This is a genomic window from Streptomyces solitudinis, from assembly GCF_036323765.1.
Classification (GTDB): domain Bacteria; phylum Actinomycetota; class Actinomycetes; order Streptomycetales; family Streptomycetaceae; genus Streptomyces.
The window spans coordinates 255,881-275,308 of record NZ_JAZDCW010000006.1 but is presented as its reverse complement, the minus strand read 5'-3'; the positions used below and the strand labels follow the sequence as shown (position 1 = coordinate 275,308).

The 19,428-nt window shown below is 71.4% G+C and carries 16 protein-coding genes; 5 read left to right on the top strand and 11 right to left on the bottom strand.

The genetic code is table 11. The features are described from left to right. Window positions 1-46: 46 nt before the first annotated feature. Window positions 47-2,413: a murein biosynthesis integral membrane protein MurJ gene (gene murJ, locus V1J52_RS17755; protein ID WP_330140825.1), complete on the bottom strand. Its 2,367-nt coding sequence runs from the start codon at window positions 2,411-2,413 to the stop codon at window positions 47-49. Between the two features lie 49 nt (window positions 2,414-2,462). Next, entirely contained in the window at window positions 2,463-4,856 is a 2,394-nt protein-coding gene (locus tag V1J52_RS17750; RefSeq protein ID WP_330140824.1) for a DUF6049 family protein, read from the bottom strand. A 165-nt stretch (window positions 4,857-5,021) separates the two neighbouring features. Between V1J52_RS17750 and V1J52_RS17745 the strand changes: the two genes are divergently transcribed. After that, window positions 5,022-6,533 carry a CCA tRNA nucleotidyltransferase gene (locus tag V1J52_RS17745; protein WP_330140823.1) on the top strand — a complete coding sequence of 504 codons (1,512 nt, stop codon included), beginning with the start codon at window positions 5,022-5,024 and terminating at the stop codon, window positions 6,531-6,533. Window positions 6,534-6,615: 82 nt separating this feature from the next. Here V1J52_RS17745 and V1J52_RS17740 read toward each other — a convergent pair whose 3' ends face one another. The 5 genes from V1J52_RS17740 to dnaB form a co-directional block, all read right to left on the bottom strand. Beyond that, window positions 6,616-7,137, bottom strand: a complete 522-nt coding sequence (locus V1J52_RS17740) for an LppU/SCO3897 family protein (RefSeq protein WP_330140822.1) — start codon at window positions 7,135-7,137, stop codon at window positions 6,616-6,618. Between the two features lie 174 nt (window positions 7,138-7,311). Further along, on the bottom strand, window positions 7,312-8,589 hold the full coding sequence (locus V1J52_RS17735) for an MFS transporter (protein ID WP_330141006.1): 1,278 nt from the start codon (window positions 8,587-8,589) through the stop codon (window positions 7,312-7,314). 77 nt (window positions 8,590-8,666) lie between these two features. Further along, complete coding sequence (locus tag V1J52_RS17730) at window positions 8,667-10,133, bottom strand: glycosyltransferase family 87 protein (protein WP_330140821.1); 1,467 nt, start codon at window positions 10,131-10,133, stop codon at window positions 8,667-8,669. 498 nt (window positions 10,134-10,631) lie between these two features. Then, window positions 10,632-11,102, bottom strand: a complete 471-nt coding sequence (locus tag V1J52_RS17725; RefSeq protein ID WP_330141005.1) for a DIP1984 family protein — start codon at window positions 11,100-11,102, stop codon at window positions 10,632-10,634. A gap of 250 nt (window positions 11,103-11,352) precedes the next feature. Next, window positions 11,353-12,816: a replicative DNA helicase gene (gene dnaB, locus V1J52_RS17720; RefSeq protein WP_330140820.1), complete on the bottom strand. Its 1,464-nt coding sequence runs from the start codon at window positions 12,814-12,816 to the stop codon at window positions 11,353-11,355. Between the two features lie 446 nt (window positions 12,817-13,262). On the opposite strand from dnaB, the gene V1J52_RS17715 reads away from it, so the two are divergent. Beyond that, on the top strand, window positions 13,263-14,681 hold the full coding sequence (locus tag V1J52_RS17715) for an MATE family efflux transporter (RefSeq protein WP_330140819.1): 1,419 nt from the start codon (window positions 13,263-13,265) through the stop codon (window positions 14,679-14,681). An 80-nt stretch (window positions 14,682-14,761) separates the two neighbouring features. Here the strand turns inward: V1J52_RS17715 and rplI are convergent, their stop codons facing one another. The 4 genes from rplI to rpsF all read right to left on the bottom strand — a co-directional run bounded on the left by rplI (window position 14,762) and on the right by rpsF (window position 16,444). Next, window positions 14,762-15,208 carry a 50S ribosomal protein L9 gene (gene rplI, locus V1J52_RS17710; RefSeq protein WP_330140818.1) on the bottom strand — a complete coding sequence of 149 codons (447 nt, stop codon included), beginning with the start codon at window positions 15,206-15,208 and terminating at the stop codon, window positions 14,762-14,764. Window positions 15,209-15,225: 17 nt separating this feature from the next. Next, the gene (gene rpsR, locus V1J52_RS17705; RefSeq protein ID WP_003978893.1) at window positions 15,226-15,462 is read right to left on the bottom strand and encodes a 30S ribosomal protein S18; all 237 of its coding nucleotides are present in this window, start codon (window positions 15,460-15,462) and stop codon (window positions 15,226-15,228) included. Between the two features lie 45 nt (window positions 15,463-15,507). Then, window positions 15,508-16,074 carry a single-stranded DNA-binding protein gene (locus tag V1J52_RS17700; RefSeq protein WP_330140817.1) on the bottom strand — a complete coding sequence of 189 codons (567 nt, stop codon included), beginning with the start codon at window positions 16,072-16,074 and terminating at the stop codon, window positions 15,508-15,510. 79 nt (window positions 16,075-16,153) lie between these two features. Beyond that, complete coding sequence (rpsF, locus tag V1J52_RS17695; protein ID WP_330140816.1) at window positions 16,154-16,444, bottom strand: 30S ribosomal protein S6; 291 nt, start codon at window positions 16,442-16,444, stop codon at window positions 16,154-16,156. Between the two features lie 294 nt (window positions 16,445-16,738). On the opposite strand from rpsF, the gene V1J52_RS17690 reads away from it, so the two are divergent. From V1J52_RS17690 to V1J52_RS17680, 3 genes are all read left to right on the top strand, one after another. Then, on the top strand, window positions 16,739-17,062 hold the full coding sequence (locus V1J52_RS17690) for a hypothetical protein (protein ID WP_330140815.1): 324 nt from the start codon (window positions 16,739-16,741) through the stop codon (window positions 17,060-17,062). A gap of 91 nt (window positions 17,063-17,153) precedes the next feature. Continuing rightward, window positions 17,154-18,275 carry a lipid II:glycine glycyltransferase FemX gene (locus tag V1J52_RS17685; protein WP_330140814.1) on the top strand — a complete coding sequence of 374 codons (1,122 nt, stop codon included), beginning with the start codon at window positions 17,154-17,156 and terminating at the stop codon, window positions 18,273-18,275. Between the two features lie 88 nt (window positions 18,276-18,363). Continuing rightward, on the top strand, window positions 18,364-19,395 hold the full coding sequence (locus tag V1J52_RS17680) for an alanine racemase (RefSeq protein ID WP_330140813.1): 1,032 nt from the start codon (window positions 18,364-18,366) through the stop codon (window positions 19,393-19,395). Window positions 19,396-19,428: the final 33 nt, after the last annotated feature.

Below are 19,428 nucleotides of genomic sequence, written 5' to 3'. Positions count from 1 at the left end.
GCAGACCGCCGATGTGCACGACACACGAAGGCGGTCCGGGGTTGTATCAGCGGCCGAGCTTGGCGCGAACCATACCGAGCATGGCGGTCAGCTCCTGGACGCGCAGCCGCCGGGCCAGCAGGACGAAGACGGCCCCCATGACCACCGATCCGGCCGCGAACGCCACCGCTCCACCCGTGAAGCCGTTGCCCAGGTACCGGACAGCAGCGTATGCGGCCACGCCGCCCAGCAGCGCGGCGGGGATGCTGGCCAGGCTCAGGCGCGCGTAGGTGCGGGCGATGCGGGGGCCGTCCAGGTCCCCGTCCAGCTTCCGGCTCAGCCGCTTCCAGGCGACGCTGACGCCGATGACGTAGGCGACGCCGTACGTCGCCGCCATGCCCGCGACGGCCCAGCGGCTCGGCAGCACCAGGAAGCAGAGCCCGGCCCCGACGGCGTTGCCCGCCGCGACGATCACGGTGTTGTAGAAGGGCGTGCGGGTGTCCTCGTAGGCGTAGAAGGCGCGCAGCACCACGTACTGCACGGAGTACGGGATCAGCCCGAGTCCGAAGGCCATGAGGATGAAGCCCATGGAAGAGGCGGCGTCCGTGCCGGCGGAGGCGTAGAGCATGAGGCACATCGGTACGCCGAGCGCCAGGAAGGCGAAGGAGATCGGCACGATGGCGACGGCTGAGGTGCGCAGACCGTGCGAGAGGTCGTCGCGTACGGCGCTGGCGTCACCGTCGTGCGCGGAGCGGGACAGCCGGGGCAGCAGCGCCGCCATGACGGAGACGGTGATGATGGCCTGCGGCATCTGCCAGATGAGCAGCGCGTTCTGGTAGCCGAGGATGCCCGCCCCGTCGTTGCCCGCGGCGGCGGACTCGGCGCCGGCGGCGGTGGCGAGCTGGGTGACGACGATGAGCCCGGCCTGGTTCGCCAGCACGAAGAGGAACGTCCACTTCGCCAGCCGGATGGCCTTGCCGAGGCCCTGGCCCCTCCAGTCGAACCTCGGCCGGAAGTGGAAGCCGGCGGCCTTGAGGTAGGGCAGCATCGCCAGCGCCTGCACCACCAGGCCGAGCAGGGTGCCGACGCCGAGCAGCCGGACGCCCTCGGGGGAGATCGTCGTGACGCCGAGGCCGGAGCTGCGGGAGGTGCCGTAGACCCAGATGAACGCGCCGAAGGTGAAGATGATGACGACGTTGTTGAGGACGGGCGTCCACATCATCGCGCCGAACCGGCCCCGGGCGTTGAGGATCTGGCCCATGACGACGTGTACGCCCATGAAGAAGATCGTCGGCAGGCAGTAGCGGGCGAAGGTGACGGCGACGCCGTTCGCCGCCGGGTCGGACGCCGTCTCGACGGACACCATCCGCACGAGCAGGGGGGCGCCGAACACGGCCAGGGCCGTGAGCCCGCCGAGCACGACCATGACGAGGGTCAGCAGCCGGTTCGCGTACGCCTCACCGCCATCGGCGTCGTTCTTCATCGCCCGCACGAGCTGCGGCACGAAGACGGAGTTGAGCCCGCCGCCGATGGACAGCATGTAGATCATCGTCGGCAGGGTGTACGCGACGGTGTAGGTGTCGCCGAGCACGGCGGCGCCGAGGGCGGCGGTGATGACGAGCGTGCGGATGAACCCGGTGATGCGGGAGACGAGCGTACCGGCCGCCATGATCGCGCTGGACTTCAGCAGCCCGCCGCCGCGGCCCGACGGTTTGGCGGCTGCGGGCGGCGCGTCCTGCGGCGGCGGGGTGGGCCCGGTCGGCGCCCCTCCGGCCGGTGGCGGTGGCACGGCCTGCTCCGGCGGCCGGTTCTGCGCACCCGCGTCGTGGTGCTGCGCGGGGCCGTGGTGCTGCGCGGGGCCGTGGTCCGGTGCGGGGCCGTGGTGGGGAGGCGGGCCGGGCCGGTGTCCCGGGTGGGGGGCCTGCTGCCCGGCGTGCCGGACACCGCCCGGGTAGGGCTGGGCGGGTGCCGGGGGTGGCGCTGCGGAGTGCGGAGCGGGCTGGGGAGGCTGTTGGGGGAAGCGCTGCTGGTCGCGGAAGAGGTGCTCGAAGGCGTCCCCCGGCCGGTCGCCGTGGAGCGGGCCCCCCGGCGGCTGCGCGTGACCGTGCAGGGGTTCACCAAGCGGGTCCCGGGCGCTCAGGTCACGGCCCTGGAGCGGTTCGCCCGGGTGGCCGCCCTGCGCGTACGGCTGCTGGCCGTAGGGCTGTTCGACGCGGTACGGCTGCTGCCCGTGCGGCGGGTGGGCCGGATACGGCTGCTGTCCGTAGGCCCCGTGTGCGTACGGCGGCTGCCCGTGGCCGTCCTGGGGGTGCGGTTCCGGGACGTGGCCGTCGTCGGGGCCGTGGTGCCCCTGGTGGGCGCTGCCGGGCCCGGGGGCGTTCGGGCCCGGGGGGCGCCCACCTTCGCCGCGCTCGCGGTCGTACGGCACATTCACTGGGTACCCCACCTCGTCGTCCCGGCCGGTGTCCGGCCCGGCGCCTCGCTCAACGGTCCACTTTCTCACCTGGTCCCGGACGCTCCCGGCTTTCGGCCGGGGTGTCACGGTCACCGTCACCCCGCGCGCTCCTCCGGTCCGCCGCGGACGTCCCGGCCCGGTCGTCCGGACCGGGCCGGGGCTCGGCGTCGGCGGCCTCGTCCGGGGTCAGGGGCGCGTCCGGATCGGCCTGCGGGCCGCGCCGCTTGCGCTGGGTGTACATGCGCACGCCCGCCAGGACGACGAGCAGGACCCCGCCCGCGATCACCAGCAGCACGGTGGAGGTGATCTCGGTGACGTCGACCTGGAAGGTCATCGGATCACCGTAGGGCTTGCCGTCCGACGTGTAGAGCTGCGCGGTGATGAAGGTGCGGCCGTTGGCCTTCGCCGTCGTCTCGAAGGTGATCGACTGGCTGTGGCCGCCGTCCACGGCGACCGGCTTGGTCTCGTCGTCGATGTCCAGGCCGATGCGGCGCCCGGACGTCAGCCGCAGCTCCAGCCCCTCGACCTGCTGCACCAGGTTGTTCTGCACGGTGACCGGGATGGTCGCGCTGCGCCCCGACAGCGTCATCCGCGACTTCTCCACGAGCCGGACGCCCTCGGTCAGACCCACGAGGTAGTCGTGGACGTCGGCCCGGTAGGCGGCGGCCTCGGCGGGCCGGCCGCGCCAGCCCGTGGACATCTCGCGGCGGATGGCGTTGCCGAAGGGCGTCACCACCCGTTCCTCGTCGCTGAGGATGACGGTGAAGTCCTTGAGGGTGCTCTGCGTCTGGCGGATCGTCTCGAACGCCTCGGTGGGCAGTTCCTCCTGGCGCAGCTCCTGCGGGTACGCCTTCTCCCCGGGAACCTGGCGGTTGGCCTCCGGTTCGGGCTCGGCCTCGGCCGCCTCGGTGAGCGGTACGACGTCGGCCCACCCCGCCGCCGTGAGCGCGCGGACGGCGTCGGCCATCGTCCCGGCCTGGCTGGCCGTCGGCATGCGCTGGGGCGCCACCACGATGCTGCGCTGCTTCGCCGGGTTCTGCTCGGTGATCGACTGCGTCTGGGCGAGGAACTGCTGGACGGCAGCGGTGGCGGTGTCCGCCCGCGTCATGTCGCCCTCGAAGAGCGTGGAGAGCTGTGCGTCGGCCGACACGGCCGTGATGCCGCCACCGACCGGCCGTGCCGCCGTCGGCGTGTAGGGCAGTCCCCGCTTCTCCCGCAGGCTGTCACTGCGGGTGATCACCTTGCGGGCACCGGCCGAGGTGGCCACGGCGACGACCGTCGGATCGACCGCCCCGTCCACCGGCCAGGCGAAGTCGGTGCTGGGCGTGGTGTTGAGGATGGTCTTGACCGTGGTGCCAGCCACGTCGGTGGCCGGTTTGAGGTGGCTGAGCGCCCCGGAGACGTTGCGGCCGCGGTGGGCGAGCGACGCGATGTCCGGATCGCCGGAGGGCAGCGCCACGATCTCGTCGCCCCGCGTCGCCTCCTCCAGGTCGGCGAGCCACTTCTTGGCCAGCTCCTGCGCGTGACCGGGCAACGGGCCGTCCGGGGTCTGCACCTGGTACGCCCCGGCCATGGCGGCGACGGAGGCCAGCAGGTCCGGATCGACGACCCAGCTCACCGGCAGGTCACCCCCCCGTGCGACGAGCTGCTGGAGACGGCCGCCCGGGGCGATCTCGTCGGCCAGGTCGTCGTTGCGGAAGATCGGGGACTGCTGTTCGTCGGACTGGGTACGGGCCGTGAGGTGAGGAGTGGAGATCAGCGGCCACAGGACGGTGACCTGGGTCCTGGTGCCGGCGGCGGACGGCTGCCAGGACAGGGGCGTACGGGCGACGCCCAGCGCGGGGCCGGGGTCCGTCCCGTGGATCTCCCCGGTGAGGACGACGCCGAGCTGGTGCACGCCGCTGTCGCCGAGGTCCAGGCTCTCGACCGGGACGCGCATCGTGAAGGAGCGCGTGGCCCCCGGCGCGATGTCGTCCAGGGCCACGGTGGCCGTCCTGGCGTCGACCTGTCCGCCGTCCGACGAGGGGGCGGAGGGGTCGGCGATCCGGGCGATGGAGCTGCGCGTCGTCAGGCGCGGTCCGGAGCGCAGCTCCACGGCCGCGCCGGTGATCGCCGCCCCGGAGCGGTTGGTGACGCTGCCGCTCACCGTGACCGTGCCGTCCTCCTCCGGAACGGCGGGGGTCACCTCGGTGAGGCGGACCTCGGCCGGCGTCGGCCCGGTGTCCCCGGTGGCGGCGGGAGCGGCGGCGCGGGCCGTGTGGGCACCCGCAGCGGCCGCGGCCGGAGCGGCGGCCAGCGCGCCGACGAGCAGCGGCGGCACGGTCAGGGCGGCCGCCGCGCGGTGCAGCCACCGTCTGGCCACAGGCGCGGTACGGGTGCCGTGTTTCTTCGCCGCTTCGGCCACGCTCGTCCGTCCTGTCATCGCTCGCCTGATGAGGTCCTGCCGCTTCCCTGATGCTAACGATTTCTGCAGGCCCCAGGTGCCGCGGTCCCCGTCACGTGGCAGCTCCCGCGCTCGCGTCCCCGGTGCGCGGAACCGCGGAGCGGACGCGCGCGGGCCGGGGCGCGGCACGTACCCTCTTCTGTTGTGCCGAACGCCAAGACTGACAGCCATGCCCAGCCTCCGACCCACGAGCTCAGCACGGCACAGCGCCGCGCGGTGCACGAGTTGCTGCGGGTGTCCCCCGTAGCCGACGACCTCGCCCACCGCTTCCGGGAGGCGGGGTTCTCCCTGGCCCTGGTCGGCGGCTCGGTGCGGGACGCGCTGCTGGGGCGGCTCGGGAACGACCTGGACTTCACCACCGACGCCCGCCCCCAGGACGCCCTGAAGATCGTCCGACCGTGGGCGGACGCGGTGTGGGAGGTGGGCATCGCCTTCGGCACGGTGGGGTGCCGCAAGACCGCGGCTGCCGGGAAGGGCGCCGAAGCCGGGGACGAGGCGGCTGAGGCGCTGGACTACCAGATCGAGATCACCACCTACCGCTCCGAGGTCTACGACCGCACCTCCCGGAAGCCGGAGGTCTCCTACGGGGACTCCATCGAGGAGGACCTCGTCCGCCGTGACTTCTCGGTGAACGCGATGGCCGTCGCCTTGCCGGAGAAGGAGTTCATCGACCCGCACAACGGGCTGGAGGACCTCGCTCTCCGCGTCCTGCGCACTCCGGGGGCGCCCCAGGACTCGTTCACCGACGATCCGCTGCGCATGATGCGGGCGGCCCGGTTCGCCGCCCAGCTCGACTTCGCGGTCGACGGGCCGGTGCTGGAAGCCATGCGGGAGATGGCCGAGCGGATCGACATCGTCTCGGCCGAACGTGTGCGGGACGAGCTGAACAAGCTCCTGCTGTCCCCGCACCCGCGCAAGGGTCTGGAGATCCTGGTGGACACCGGGCTGGCCGAGCAGGTGGTGCCCGAGATCCCGGCCCTCCGGCTGGAGCGGGACGAGCACCACCGGCACAAGGACGTCTACGAGCACTCGCTGACGGTCCTGGAGCAGGCCATGGACCTGGAGGAGGACGGCCCGGACCTCACCCTCCGCCTCGCGGCGCTGCTGCACGACATCGGCAAGCCGCGCACGCGCCGCTTCGAGAAGGACGGCCGGGTCTCGTTCCACCACCACGAAGTGGTCGGTGCCAAGATGACCCGCAAGCGGATGGCCGCGCTGAAGTACTCCAACGAGCTGGTCAAGGACGTCTCCCGGCTGGTGGAGCTGCACCTGCGCTTCCACGGGTACGGACTCGGCGAGTGGACGGACTCGGCGGTGCGCCGCTACGTGCGCGACGCCGGACCGCTGCTGGACCGCCTGCACAAGCTGACCCGCTCGGACTGCACGACGCGGAACAAGCGGAAGGCGAACGCGCTGTCGCGGGCGTACGACGGCTTGGAGGACCGCATCGCACGGTTGCAGGAGCAGGAGGAGCTGGAAGCGATCCGTCCCGAGCTGAACGGCAACGACATCATGCAGATCCTCGGGCTGGCACCGGGCCCGGAGATCGGCCGGGCGTACCGGTACCTGCTGGACCAGCGCCTGGAGCACGGGCCCATGGGCCGGGAAGCCACCGAGGCGACGCTGCGGGAGTGGTGGGCCGGGCAGCAGGGCTGAGGCCGCCGGGACGCGGCCGTGCACGAGGGGAGGGGGCGGGTGTTTCACGTGAAACACCCGCCCCCTCCCCTCGTGCACGGAGCTACGCGGGGTCGCCCAGGCAGAGCACGAGGGACATGACCGCGTCCTCGCTCTCCCGCCACACGAGCACGTCCGCGGCCCCCTCGACGTCCTGGCAGGCCATGCCAGGACTCATCGAGTTCTGCTTCTTGCCGAGGACCTTGTGGGTGGCCTCAGCGGCGCCGCAGTCGACCCTGTGGACGTCGGGCTCGGTGGCGGAGCCCTTGTTCTGCAAGCAGTCGCCCACCTCCAGCTTGGTGGTGTCGTCACTCGACAAGTTGCCGAGGACCACGTTGACGGCGATGCCGAACAGGACGAGCACCGGAACGACGATGGCGATGATCTTCTTCGCTGGATTCTTGGGCGGGGCCGGGAAGGCCCCGGAGTACGGACCGTGGGGCGGCTGCCCCGGGGCCGGATGGCCCGGTGCCGACGGCGCCTGAGCCGACTGCGCCTGGGCTGGGTGGCCCGGTGCCGGGTGGCCGTACGGAGATGCGCCCGGCTGCTGGCCCTGCGGTATGCCGGGCTGAGACGGGTTGGTCATGCGGGGTCCCCCTGGGGTGAGCGGTGAGTCGGTGATGCTTGGAACAACCCCTGTAAGTTAGCGATGAGGGGAGGCGTCCCGGCATCCGGGAGTGCTCATCCGCCCCGACTGTGGCACGCCTGTGACGCCCCCCGCCCGTGACGTCCTGCTTGGCCCGGACGTCCGTGTCCGGTGTCAGTCCCCACCGGTACGCCCACGAGCGTGCATCCGGAACACCCCCACCGCCGTCGCTCCGTAGAGCGCGGTGACGGTCGCCACCAGCACGGCGGAACGGCCGTCCGGTGGGAGCATCAGCGCGGCGGCGGCCGCCGCGCCGACGAAGGCCACGTTGTACTGCATGTCGTAGAGCGCGAAGACCCGGCCCCGGTAGCCGTCGTCCACCGTCGCCTGCACCACCGTGTCCGTGGCGATCTTGGCGCCCTGGGTCACCGCGCCCAGGAGGAAGGCGGCCATGAGCACCGGCACCGGGCGGAAGGTGAGGCCCAGGACGGGTACGAGCAAGGCCGCGCCGGTGGCGCACCAGCCCATCCAGCCGAGCCGTCCGAACCGGCGGGCCGCCCACGGCGTCAGCACGGCTGCGACGAAGAAGCCGAGTCCGGAGGCACCCACCGCGAGGCCCAGCATCGCCAGGCCGTCCGACGTGACGTCGCTCCAGGCGTACCGGCACAGCATGAGCACCATGACGGTGAGGGCGCCGTAGCAGAAGCGCAGGACGCCCATGGCGATCAGCGCCTGGCCTGCGGTACGCCGTTCCACGAGATGGCGGAGTCCGGCGATGAGACCGCGGGCGGTGCCGGCCACGGCGGTCAGGAGGCGGGGCTGTACCAGGGACGGGTCCGGGCCGAGAAGTCCGCGGCCCATCCGCAGGGCTGCCAGGCCGCCGGACAGGTAGAGCCCGGCGGCGAGCAGGACGACCCAGGCGTCCGCGTCCGTGCCCTCCGGGGTGATCACCTGGAGCGCGAGCGCGAGTCCGCCGCCCAGGGTGGCGACGAGGGTGCCGGCCGTCGGGGAGAGCGAGTTGGCCAGCACGAGCCGCTCCTCGTCCACGACGCGCGGCAACGCGGCGGAGAGGCCGGCGAGGACGAAACGGTTCACGGCCGTGACCGAGAGGGCGGAGAGGTAGAACAGCCAGGTCGGGACCGGAGCCAGGACGAGCACCGCCGTCCCCAGGGCGAGTCCGGCGCGCAGGAGGTTGCCGAACAGCAGGACCTGGCGTCGTCGCCAGCGGTCCAGCAGCACTCCGGCAAACGGGCCGAGCAGGGAGTAGGGAAGCAGGAGCACGGCCATGGCGGCGGCGATGGCTCCGGCGGAGGTCTCCTTCTCCGGGGAGAAGACGACATACGTCGCCAGCGCGACCTGATAGACCCCGTCGGCCAGCTGGGAGAGCAGCCGCACGGCCAGCAGCCGGCGGAAGTCCCGGAAACGCAGCAGCACACGCCCGTCGGCCACCAGGCCGGTGCGTGCGGCGGCCCCCGGGTGGCCCCCGGCTTCGAGTCGTACGGAAGGTTTCACGTGAAACGGCCTTCTTCTCAGCCCGGGGTGGGCCGTCCCCAGCGGACGGACGTATGCGCGTGCTCTGCGGGCACCCCCGCGGGTTCCGCAGCCGGGTGCAGCACGAACGCGTCCGGGGCGCCGTCCAGGACACCTCCCGACGGATCGTCCGACCCGTCCTGACGCACCCGGTCCCGGTCCGGACGCAGGGCGTCCCACACCACCAGGGCGCAGAGGTACAGGGTGCCGAGCAGGTGCGCGGCGATGGCGATCTGGTAGCCCTCGGGCGGCAGTCCGTGCTTGTCGTCGCCCGTGGTGTAGGAGAGGTAGAGCCAGATCCCGAGGAAGTAGACGACCTCGCACGCCTGCCAGATCAGGAAGTCCCGCCAGCGCGGGCGGGCCAGGACGGCGAGCGGGATCAGCCACAGCACGTACTGCGGGGAGTAGACCTTGTTGGTGACGATGAACAGCGCCACGATGAGGAAGGCGACCTGGGCGAAGCGGGGGCGGCGCGGCGCGTAGAGGACGAGTGCGGCGATCGCCGCGCAGCCCAGGAGCACGAGGGCGATGGCGTAGGTGTTGGCACCGTCCAGCGCGACGTCCGAGCGCTGGGAGATGATCAGCCAGATCGAACCGAAGTCCACCGGGCGTTCCTGCGAGAACGTGTAGAACTTGGCCCAGCCCTCGGGGGCGGCGAGCATCACCGGAACGTTGACGACGAGCCAGGCACCGGCTGCCCCGGCCAGCGCGGCACCGTAGGCACGCCACCTCCCCGCGCGCCAGCACAGCACCAGCAGGGGACCGAGGAGCAGGGCCGGGTAGAGCTTTGCCGCCGTCGCCAGTCCCAGCAGCACCCCGAAGGCGAGCGGCCGGCTGCGGGACCACATCAGCATGGCCGCCGCGGTCAGCGCGACGGCCAGCAGGTCCCAGTTGATCGTGGCGGTCAGCGCGAAGGCGGGCGCGAGCGCCACCAGGAGGCCGTCCCACGGACGGCGCTGGTGGGTACGGGCCACACAGACCACGATCACCGCGGCGCAGACCATCAGCATTCCGGCGTTGACCAGCCAGTACGCCTGCTGCTCGTGCATGGTCTCGGCGAACCCGGGGGTGAGCCAGGCGGCGACCTGCATGAACAGCCCGGTGAGCACGGGGTACTCCAGGTACTCCATGCCGCCGGACACCTCGGTGATCCGGTCGGCGTACGGGGTGAAGCCGTCGGCGAAACCGCGTCCGGTGTACAGGTGCGGGATGTCGGAGTAGCACGCGTGCACGTACTGGGTGCTCTGCCCGAAGAACCAGCCACCGTCGTAGCAGGGGAACTTCTGCACCATGCCGAGCGCGAAGAGGCCGAGCGCGCACAGCACGACGATGCGCACCGGCGTCCACCAACTGCCGCCGACAGCCGCCCGCTTGCCCACCGGCCCGCCGATCAGCTCGCTGCCCGCTGCCGCGACCTCGTCCTCGACGGTGGGCCGCACGACACGGCCGTCACGCACGCTCGTCATGCCCTCATCCTGCCTTACCCCCGGCACGGGGCCGCCGGGCGCCGCTCGGCGGCCCGGCCACCGATCGGCGGGCGGAGTCCGACAGGAACGGCCACAGGTGGGCCCGCGATGCCCCGGCCCTCCCCGTACAGCGCCGTGCGGGAACCGCGACCTGTGACGTTCCGTGTCGGCCGGTCGTACCGGTGCGGCCACCGCTGTACCCAGAGGCAGGAGAACCGCCGAAGTCGCCAACAGCGTCCACCGGAGACCGCCGTTCTCCATGGTGCTGCGATGCGGAAGCCCCGAACCCGCCCTCGCCGCCTGGATCTGCACGTGGTGATGTGCTGTGCGATGTGCACTGTTACCTGTACGCGGTGCTGAGCTGCACTGTTAAGGGGGGAGTCGAACCCCGCGTTGCTCTTCACGCGCCAGGAGTGGGCTGGAAACCGCCAGCCCTCGGTGTGTGCACGCCTCCGAAGCAGCTACCTACTCCACATCGTCCCCGCCTGCTGGACTCCTTCAGTCCAGCAGGTCGACCTCCCAGTTCGTACGCTGGATCCGCACATCGACCTCGCGGATCTCCCGGGCGATGGCGTCCGCCTGACCGCGCAGTTCCGCGACCGGAAGTGCGGAAAGCATCATCAGCTCGGACCGGAGCTGCCGACCGTAGCCCCGCTCGCCCTTACCCGCCGCCGCGTCCGCCGCCGCAGTGACCACAGCGTGACGCAACCGCAGGACGTCCCGGCGTGCGAGGGCATCGGTGAGCGACCCGTCCGGACCCGTCTCCACGGTGGCGTTGGTCCGGTTGATCCGCCGGATCAGTGTTTCCAGAGCATCCAGCACCTCACCGGCCTCAGCCAATAGCTGAGCTGCGTCCTCGGCGGGTGCCTCCCCCTCCTGGTACCGCGCACTGCTGACGACGCGCGCTCGCAGCTGTTCCACACGCCGCGCCGCCTCCGCACGTTCTGCCAGTGCCTCAGCAAGCTTCACCTTCTCCACCTCCCCCTCCACGAGCTCGGACGAGTATACGAGTGAGAAGCAGCTCATACACACCTGCACGTGATCCACTGGAGCCCTGACCAGCGATGGAGCCAGAGCGGACGCCACGAAGGAGACCGGCTGGGAATCCGACAGCCTCAGCGCATCAGGGCAGCACGAGTCCCTTCCCCTGTCCGATCGGCGACGCGGTGGACGTCGCCCATGGGAAGGACCCGGGATGGGAAAACCCACAACCGGGCGGTCAGGTCTGGGCCATGTCCACGAAGCGGGAGTAGTGGCCCTGGAAGGCGACCGTGATGGTGGCGGTCGGGCCGTTGCGGTGCTTGGCCACGATGAGGTCGGCCTCGCCCGCGCGCGGCGACTCCTTCTCGTACGCGTCCTCGCGGTGCAGCAGGATCACCATGTCGGCGTCCTGTTCGATGGAGCCCGACTCACGCAGGTCCGACACCATCGGCTTCTTGTCGGTGCGCTGCTCGGGGCCACGGTTGAGCTGGGAGAGCGCGATGACGGGGACTTCGAGCTCCTTGGCGAGGAGCTTGAGGTTCCGGGACATCTCCGAGACCTCCTGCTGGCGGGACTCCGGGCGCCGGGAGCCGCCGGACTGCATGAGCTGGAGGTAGTCGATGACGACGAGCTGGAGGTCGTTGCGCTGCTTGAGCCGGCGGCACTTGGCGCGGATCTCCATCATGGTCAGGTTCGGGGAGTCGTCGATGTACAGCGGGGCTTCCGTGACCTGCGGCATCTGCCGGGCGATCTTGTTCCAGTCGTCGTCCGTCATGCTGCCGGAGCGCATGTGGTGCAGCGCGACGCGGGCCTCGGCGGACAGCAGACGCATGGCGATCTCGTTGCGGCCCATCTCCAGGGAGAAGATCACGCTCGGCAACTGGTTCTTGATGGAGCAGGCCCGCGCGAAGTCCAGCGCGAGGGTGCTCTTGCCCATGGCGGGGCGTGCGGCGATGACGATCATCTGGCCGGGGTGGAGGCCGTTGGTGAGCGAATCCAGATCGGTGAAGCCGGTGGGCACGCCGGACATCTGGCCGTCACGGCTGCTGATGGCCTCGATCTCGTCGAGGGCCCCCTCCATGATCCCGCTCAGCGGCAGGTAGTCCTCGGAGGTGCGCTGCTCGGTGACGGCGTAGATCTCGGCCTGCGCGGAGTTGACGATCTCGTCCACGTCCCCGTCGGCCGCGTATCCCATCTGGGTGATGCGGGTCCCCGCCTCCACGAGACGGCGCAGGACGGCGCGCTCGTGGACGATCTCCGCGTAGTACTCGGCGTTGGCGGCGGTGGGCACCGTCTGCACGAGGGAGTGGAGGTAGCCGTTGCCGCCGACCTTGGCCAGCTCCCCGCGCCGCGTCAGCTCGGCGGCGACGGTGATCGGGTCGGCGGGCTCGCCCTTGGCGTAGAGGTCGAGGACGGCCTGGTAGATCGTCTCGTGCGCCGGACGGTAGAAGTCCTGCCCCTGGAGGACCTCCACGACGTCGGCGATGGCGTCCTTGGAGAGCAGCATGCCGCCGAGCACGGACTGCTCGGCGTCCAGGTCCTGCGGGGGGACGCGTTCGAAGGCGTTGCCGGTGACGGCGTCGGGGCCGCGGTCGTGCTGCTCCGGCTCGCCGGCCCGGCGGGGGCGGGACACCGGCAGCCGGTCGCCCGGCCGTGCGACCTCCACCGCCCACGGGTCTTCCAGATGCTCGGGCTGAGCCACCGCGCCACCTCCTCCCGTGCCGGACCGCAGGCACCTTTTCTACGGCACAGCTCTGACAACTGAGGCACCCGACCCCGGTTACGGCACGTCGGGCACACGGCGACGAGGAGGGAAACGGGAGGCAGGCGCCGGACCACGGTAAGACGCGGGCGGGCCTGCGCCAATCCAGTTATCCACAGGGCCCTGTGGGTGACGCGCCACTTCCTGTGGAGAACCCCGCAGAACCTGTGCACGAGGCGGGGGACAGCGCTGTGGAGAAGACCGGAGCCTCCCCGCAGTACCCGCGATGACCTGCGTCTTCTCCGTCCACTGGCTGTGCAGGGAAAAAACATCGCCCCCAACCGCTCCCCCGTCGCCCACCGACCGGCCCCGATGGCCGTATGGGCGCCGATGTAAGAGGCACAACCCACTTGCGATGATTACCTGTGGATGTTTGGATCGAGAGCATGCCAGCGCCCCCCTCCTCCTCCGGCCGCCGCCCGGCCGGCAGACTGTCCGCCGCACCGGAACCCGGCCCGGCACCCGCCCCGAAGCCCGGCCGCGGGCCCTCCGGAGTCCGCCGCCACGACCGCGAGATCATCGCGCTGGCCCTGCCCGCCTTCGGCGCCCTGGTCGCCGAACCGCTCTTCCTCATGGCCGACAGCGCCATCGTCGGCCACCTCGGCACCCCGCAGCTCGCGGGCCTCGGCGTGGCGGCCGCCCTCCTCACCACCGGTGTCAACGTCTTCGTCTTCCTGGCCTACGCCACCACGGCGGCCGTCGCCCGCCGCGTCGGCGCCGGCGACCTGCCCGCCGCCATCCGGCAGGGCATGGACGGCATCTGGCTGGCGCTGCTGCTCGGCGTCCTCGTCGTCGCGGCGGCGTACCCGGCCGCCCCCGCGCTCATCGACGCCTTCGGCGCCTCGCAGACGGCGGCACCCCACGCCGTCACGTACCTGCGCGTCAGCCTCCTGGGCATTCCGGCCATGCTCATCGTGCTGGCCGCCACCGGAGTGCTCCGTGGCCTCCAGGACACGAGGACACCGCTCTACGTGGCGGTCGGCGGCTTCACGGCGAACGCCGGGCTCAACGCGGTCCTGGTCTACGGCGCGGGGCTGGGCATCGCCGGTTCGGCGCTCGGCACCGTGGCCGCCCAGTGTGCGATGGCGGCCGTCTACCTGACCGTCGTCGTGCGCGGGGCCCGCCGCCACGGAGCCTCCCTGCGCCCGGACGCGGCCGGCATCAGGGCCTGTGCACAGGCCGGCGTGCCGCTGCTGGTGCGGACGCTGTCGCTGCGGGCCGTGCTGCTGATCGCCACCGCGGTGGCGGCCCGGCTCGGTGACGTCCCGGTGGCCGCGCACCAGATCACGCTGGCCCTGTGGTCCCTGCTGGCCTTCGCCCTGGACGCCATCGCCATCGCCGGGCAGGCCATCATCGGGCGTTACCTCGGCGCCGGGGACGCGGCCGGCGCGCGGGCCGCGTGCCGCCGCATGGTGCAGTGGGGCATCGCCTCGGGCGTGGTGCTGGGCGTCCTGGTGCTCCTGGCCCGGCCGCTCCTGCTGCCCCTGTTCACCTCCGACACCGCCGTGCACGACGCACTGATGCCCGCCCTCCTGGTGGTGGCGGTCACCCAGCCGGTCGCGGGGGTCGTCTTCGTGCTGGACGGCGTCCTGATGGGGGCGGGGGACGGCCCCTACCTGGCCGGTGCGATGCTCGTCGTGCTGGCCCTCTTCGCCCCGGCGGCCCTGGCGGTGCCCGCGCTGGGTGGCGGGCTGACGGCGCTGTGGTGGACGGTCGCCGGGCTGATGATGACGACCCGCATGGCGACCCTGTGGTGGCGGGCCCGCTCCGGGCGGTGGCTGGTCACCGGCGCGGTGCGGGCCTGACGTGCGGCTGCCGCCCGGGAACGGCGAAGCGGGCCGCACCCTCAAGGGGTGCGGCCCGCTTCCCGTCGTGTCCGTCCCGGTTACGCGGGCTGGACCTCGACGCCGACCTTGGCGACGACCTCGGAGTGCAGCCGGACCGAGACCTCGTGCGCACCGAGGGTCTTGATCGGGGTGCGCAGCTCGATGCGGCGCTTGTCCACGTCCGGACCGCCGGCCGACTTCACCGCGGTGGCGATGTCACCGGGGGTGACGGAGCCGAAGAGGCGGCCGCCGTCGCCGGCCCGGACCTTCAGGCGCACCTTGGTGCCTTCGAGCTGGGCCTTGACGTCGTTGGCCTGCTCGATCGTGCTGATCTCACGGATCTTGCGGGCGCGGCGGATCTGCTCGACGTCCTTCTCGCCACCACGGGTCCAGCGGATCGCGAAACCGCGGGGGAGCAGGTAGTTGCGGGCGTACCCGTCACGGACCTCGACGACGTCCCCGGCGATGCCGAGGCCGGAGACCTCGTTGGTAAGGATGATCTTCATGATGCGGTCACCCTTCCTTATCGAGCGGTCGAGGTGTAGGGCAGCAGCGCCATCTCACGGCTGTTCTTCACGGCCGTGGCGACGTCACGCTGGTGCTGGGTGCAGTTGCCGGTGACCCGGCGGGCACGGATCTTGCCACGGTCGGAAATGAACTTCCGCAGCAGGTTCGTGTCCTTGTAGTCGACGTAGGAGATCTTCTCCTTGCAGAACACGCAAACCTTCTTCTTCGGCTTGCGAGCAGGCGGCTTCGCCATTGTCTCTCTCCAGTAAGTTCAAGAAGTTGCTGGTGAGCCCTGGCCCTAGAAGGGGGGCTCGTCCGAGTAGCCGCCGCCGGAGCCGCCGCCGGAGCCGCCGCCCCAGCCGCCGCCCTGCTGGCCGCCGCCGGCCGGGGCACCGGTCGCCCACGGGTCGCCACCCGCGGCCGGTGCGCCGCCCTGCTGCTGGCCGCCGCCGGGGCCGCCGCCCCAGCCGCCGCCTCCGCCGCCCTGCTGGCCGCCGCGCCCGCTGGTCTTGGTGACCTTGGCGGTCGCGTTGCGCAGGCTGGCGCCGACCTCGTCGACGTCCAGCTCGTAGACCGTGCGCTTGATCCCCTCACGGTCCTCGTACGACCGCTGCTTGAGGCGGCCCTGGACGATGACCCGGGTGCCCCGGGTGAGGGACTCGGCGACGTTCTCCGCCGCCTGCCGCCAGACCGAGCAGGTGAGGAACAGGCTCTCGCCGTCCTTCCACTCGTTGGTCTGCCGGTCGAAGGTGCGGGGGGTGGACGCGACACGGAACTTCGCGACCGCCGCACCGGAGGGGGTGAAGCGCAGCTCGGGGTCGTCGACGAGATTGCCGACGACCGTGATGACGGTCTCGCCTGCCATGGGGTACCTCTCGGCGTGCTGCTGGCTGCTTGGGCTGCGTAGCGCTGCTACTCGGGTCCTTCGATCGCCGGGCCGGGGCTCAGCGGATGGAAGGGCGGAGGACCTTGGTCCTGAGGACCGACTCGTTCAGGTTCATCTGGCGGTCGAGTTCCTTGACGACCGCAGGCTCGGCCTGCAGGTCGATGACCGAGTAGATCCCCTCGGGCTTCTTGCTGATCTCGTAGGAGAGACGACGACGGCCCCAGGTGTCGACCTTCTCGACCTTCCCCTTGCCCTCACGGACAACGGAAAGGAAGTTCTCGATCAGCGGGGAGACAGCGCGCTCCTCGAGATCGGGGTCGAGGATCACCATCACCTCGTAGTGACGCATGTGGAACCCACCTCCTCTGGACTCAGCGGCCACGGTCGTTCCGTGGCAGGAGGGTCATATGCGTGACGCCACGGTCCCTGTCCTGCGGTACAGGTGTACCGGCTGCCTCCGACAGTCACACCGCGTCGTCGGGGACGCCGGTGAGTGCGGGGGAGGCAGGACAGGAGCCGGTGCAGACGGTACAGCGTACCCGCCGTGGTCCTTCCGGTTGAAATCGGGCCCGGATACCCCGCAATCTGGACACATCGGGTGTGAGCGGCGCCACCCGCGCCGCCGTCCCCAGGAGGTGGCTTCATGGCACAGCCCGTACGGCATCAGCAGCGGCACGTCCTGCCCGTCCTCGACAGCGACGGCCGGGCCCACCCGGTCGAGAACGGTTTCGCCGCGGCGACGGTGCTGCTCGGAGCGGTCGCCCTCGTCTCGGCCCTCGTCTTCCCCGGGCTGCACCTCCTGGCGTCCTGGGCCGGGCTGGTGGGCCTCGGCGCGGGGCTGTGGGGGCAGATGATCTCGGCGACCACCGCGGAGCGCTTCCTCCTCGTGGCCGGGCTGGGCGCCTCGGCGCTGGGCTTCTACCTGGGTATGGCCGAAGGAGGCCTCTTCGGCGGCCTCGTCGGCTGACGGGCCGGACAGTCAGGCCATACGGGGAGCACTCCGGGCGCAGTAGGCTTCGCGCCAGACCCTGCGAAGTACGCCGGAGGAGCGCCCCCGAATGAGCCTGACCCTGAGGACCATCAGCCGCGAACAGCACCTGGCGTACATCCGGAGCCTGCCGTCGGCGAGCCACTGCCAGGTCCCGGCGTGGGCGGACGTGAAGACCGAGTGGCGCGCGGAGAACCTGGGCTGGTTCGACGACCGCACCGGTGAGCTGGTCGGGGCGGGTCTCGTCCTGTACCGGCAGCTTCCGAAGGTGAAACGCTATCTGGCGTACCTGCCCGAGGGCCCGGTCATCAACTGGTTCTCACCGCACCTGGAGGACTGGCTCAAGCCGATGCTGGCGCACCTGAAGGGGCAGGGCGCCTTCTCGGTGAAGATGGGCCCGCCGGTCGTCATCCGCCGCTGGGACGCTCCCGCCATCAAGAAGGGCATCCAGGACCCGGACGTGAAGCGGCTGCGGGACGTGGAGGCGACGTTCATCGAGCCGCGGGCCTTCGAGGTGTCCGACAAGCTGCGCCGCATGGGCTGGCAGCAGGGCGAGGACGGCGGGGCCGGTTTCGGTGACGTCCAGCCGCGCTACGTCTTCCAGGTGCCACTGGAGAACCGCAGCCTGGACGAGGTCCACAAGGGCTTCAACCAACTGTGGCGGCGCAACATCAAGAAGGCCGAGAAGGCGGGCGTGGAGGTCCTCCAGGGCGGCTTCGAGGACCTGCCCGAGTGGCAGCGGCTGTACGAGGTGACGGCGGAGCGCGACCACTTCCGGCCCCGCCCGCTCGGCTACTTCCAGCAGATGTGGAAGGCGCTCAACAGCGAGGACCCGAACCGGATGCGCCTCTACTTCGCCCAGCACGAGGGGGAGAACGTCGCCGCCGCGACGATGCTCGTCGTCGGCGGCCACGTCTGGTACTCCTACGGCGCCTCGGCCAACCACAAGCGTGAGGTGCGGCCGTCCAACGCGATGCAGTGGCGCATGCTCCAGGACGCCTACGCGCTGGGCGCCAGCGTCTACGACCTGCGCGGCATCTCGGACTCGCTGGACGAGAACGACCACCTGTTCGGCCTGATCCAGTTCAAGGTGGGCACCGGTGGGGAGGCGGCCGAGTACATCGGCGAATGGGACTTCCCCCTGAACAAGCTGCTGCACAAGGCCCTCGACATGTATATGTCCCGCCGCTGACCGCCCCACCGCGCAGGCCGTCCGACAGCCCCCTCCCGCCGCCCCCGCACTCCAGGCCCCGCGTCCACGAGAAAGGTCCCACACCGGCATGGCGCTCTCCCTGTACGTCAAGACACCCCGCTGGCGAGCGCACCAGCAGTCCGTGCTCCAGCAGTTCCCGGGCATCGTGCCGGTCTGCAAGGGCAACGGTTACGGCTTCGGGCACCAGCGGCTGGCCGAGGAGGTCACCCGGTTCGGCTCTGACATCGTCGCCGTGGGCACCACCTACGAGGCCGCGCGGATGAAGGACTGGTTCAGCGGCGACCTGCTGGTGCTGACCCCGTTCCGCCGCGGCGAGGAGCCGGTGCCGCTGCCGGACCGGGCGATCCGCTCGGTCTCCTCGGTGGACGGCGTCGAGGCGCTCGTCGGAGCCCGCGTCGTGATCGAGGTCATGAGTTCCATGAAGCGGCACGGGGTCTGCGAGGAGGACCTCGGAAAGCTGCGCGCCGCCGTCGAGGACGTGCGGCTGGAAGGCTTCGCCATCCACCTCCCGCTGGACCGTGCCGACGGCTCGGACGCGGTGGAGGAGGTCATCGGCTGGATGGACCGCCTGCGGGCGGCCCGGCTGCCGCTGGACACCATGTTCGTCAGTCACCTGGGGGCCGAGGAGTTCGCCCGCCTCCAGCAGCAGTTCCCGCAGACCCGGTTCCGGGCGCGGATCGGCACCAATCTCTGGCTCGGGGACCACACGGCCACGGAGTACCGCGGCGCGGTCCTGGACGTGACCCGTGTCGTGCGGGGTGACCGCTTCGGCTACCGCCAGCAGAAGGCGCCGGGCGACGGCTGGCTGGCCGTGGTCGCGGGCGGCACCTCGCACGGCGTGGGCCTGGAGGCGCCGAAGGCGCTGCACGGGATGACGTCACGGGCCAAGGGCGTGGCGCGGGCCGGGCTGGCGACGGTGAACCGCAACCTGTCCCCCTTCGTCTGGGGCGGCAAGCAGCGCTGGTTCGCGGAGCCGCCGCACATGCAGGTGTCGATCCTGTTCGTTCCGGCGGACGCGCCGGAGCCGCACGTCGGGGACGAACTGGTGGCGCACCTGCGGCACACGACGACGCAGTTCGACCGGCTCGTCGAGCACTGAGCGCCGCCCGCGCGGGCGGCGGCGAGCCTCCGG

What these genes read in the sequence shown, in the direction of transcription:
- V1J52_RS17740 (WP_330140822.1), bottom strand. Translation starts at nt 7,137, where the DNA reads ATGACCAACCCGTCTCAGCCCGGCATACCGCAGGGCCAGCAGCCGGGC.
- V1J52_RS17700 (WP_330140817.1), bottom strand. Translation starts at nt 16,074, where the DNA reads ATGGCAGGCGAGACCGTCATCACGGTCGTCGGCAATCTCGTCGACGAC.
- rpsF (WP_330140816.1), bottom strand. Translation starts at nt 16,444, where the DNA reads ATGCGTCACTACGAGGTGATGGTGATCCTCGACCCCGATCTCGAGGAG.
- V1J52_RS17730 (WP_330140821.1), bottom strand. Translation starts at nt 10,133, where the DNA reads ATGACGAGCGTGCGTGACGGCCGTGTCGTGCGGCCCACCGTCGAGGAC.
- V1J52_RS17690 (WP_330140815.1), top strand. Translation starts at nt 16,739, where the DNA reads ATGGCACAGCCCGTACGGCATCAGCAGCGGCACGTCCTGCCCGTCCTC.
- V1J52_RS17715 (WP_330140819.1), top strand. Translation starts at nt 13,263, where the DNA reads ATGCCAGCGCCCCCCTCCTCCTCCGGCCGCCGCCCGGCCGGCAGACTG.
- V1J52_RS17685 (WP_330140814.1), top strand. Translation starts at nt 17,154, where the DNA reads ATGAGCCTGACCCTGAGGACCATCAGCCGCGAACAGCACCTGGCGTAC.
- V1J52_RS17750 (WP_330140824.1), bottom strand. Translation starts at nt 4,856, where the DNA reads ATGACAGGACGGACGAGCGTGGCCGAAGCGGCGAAGAAACACGGCACC.
- V1J52_RS17680 (WP_330140813.1), top strand. Translation starts at nt 18,364, where the DNA reads ATGGCGCTCTCCCTGTACGTCAAGACACCCCGCTGGCGAGCGCACCAG.
- rplI (WP_330140818.1), bottom strand. Translation starts at nt 15,208, where the DNA reads ATGAAGATCATCCTTACCAACGAGGTCTCCGGCCTCGGCATCGCCGGG.
- rpsR (WP_003978893.1), bottom strand. Translation starts at nt 15,462, where the DNA reads ATGGCGAAGCCGCCTGCTCGCAAGCCGAAGAAGAAGGTTTGCGTGTTC.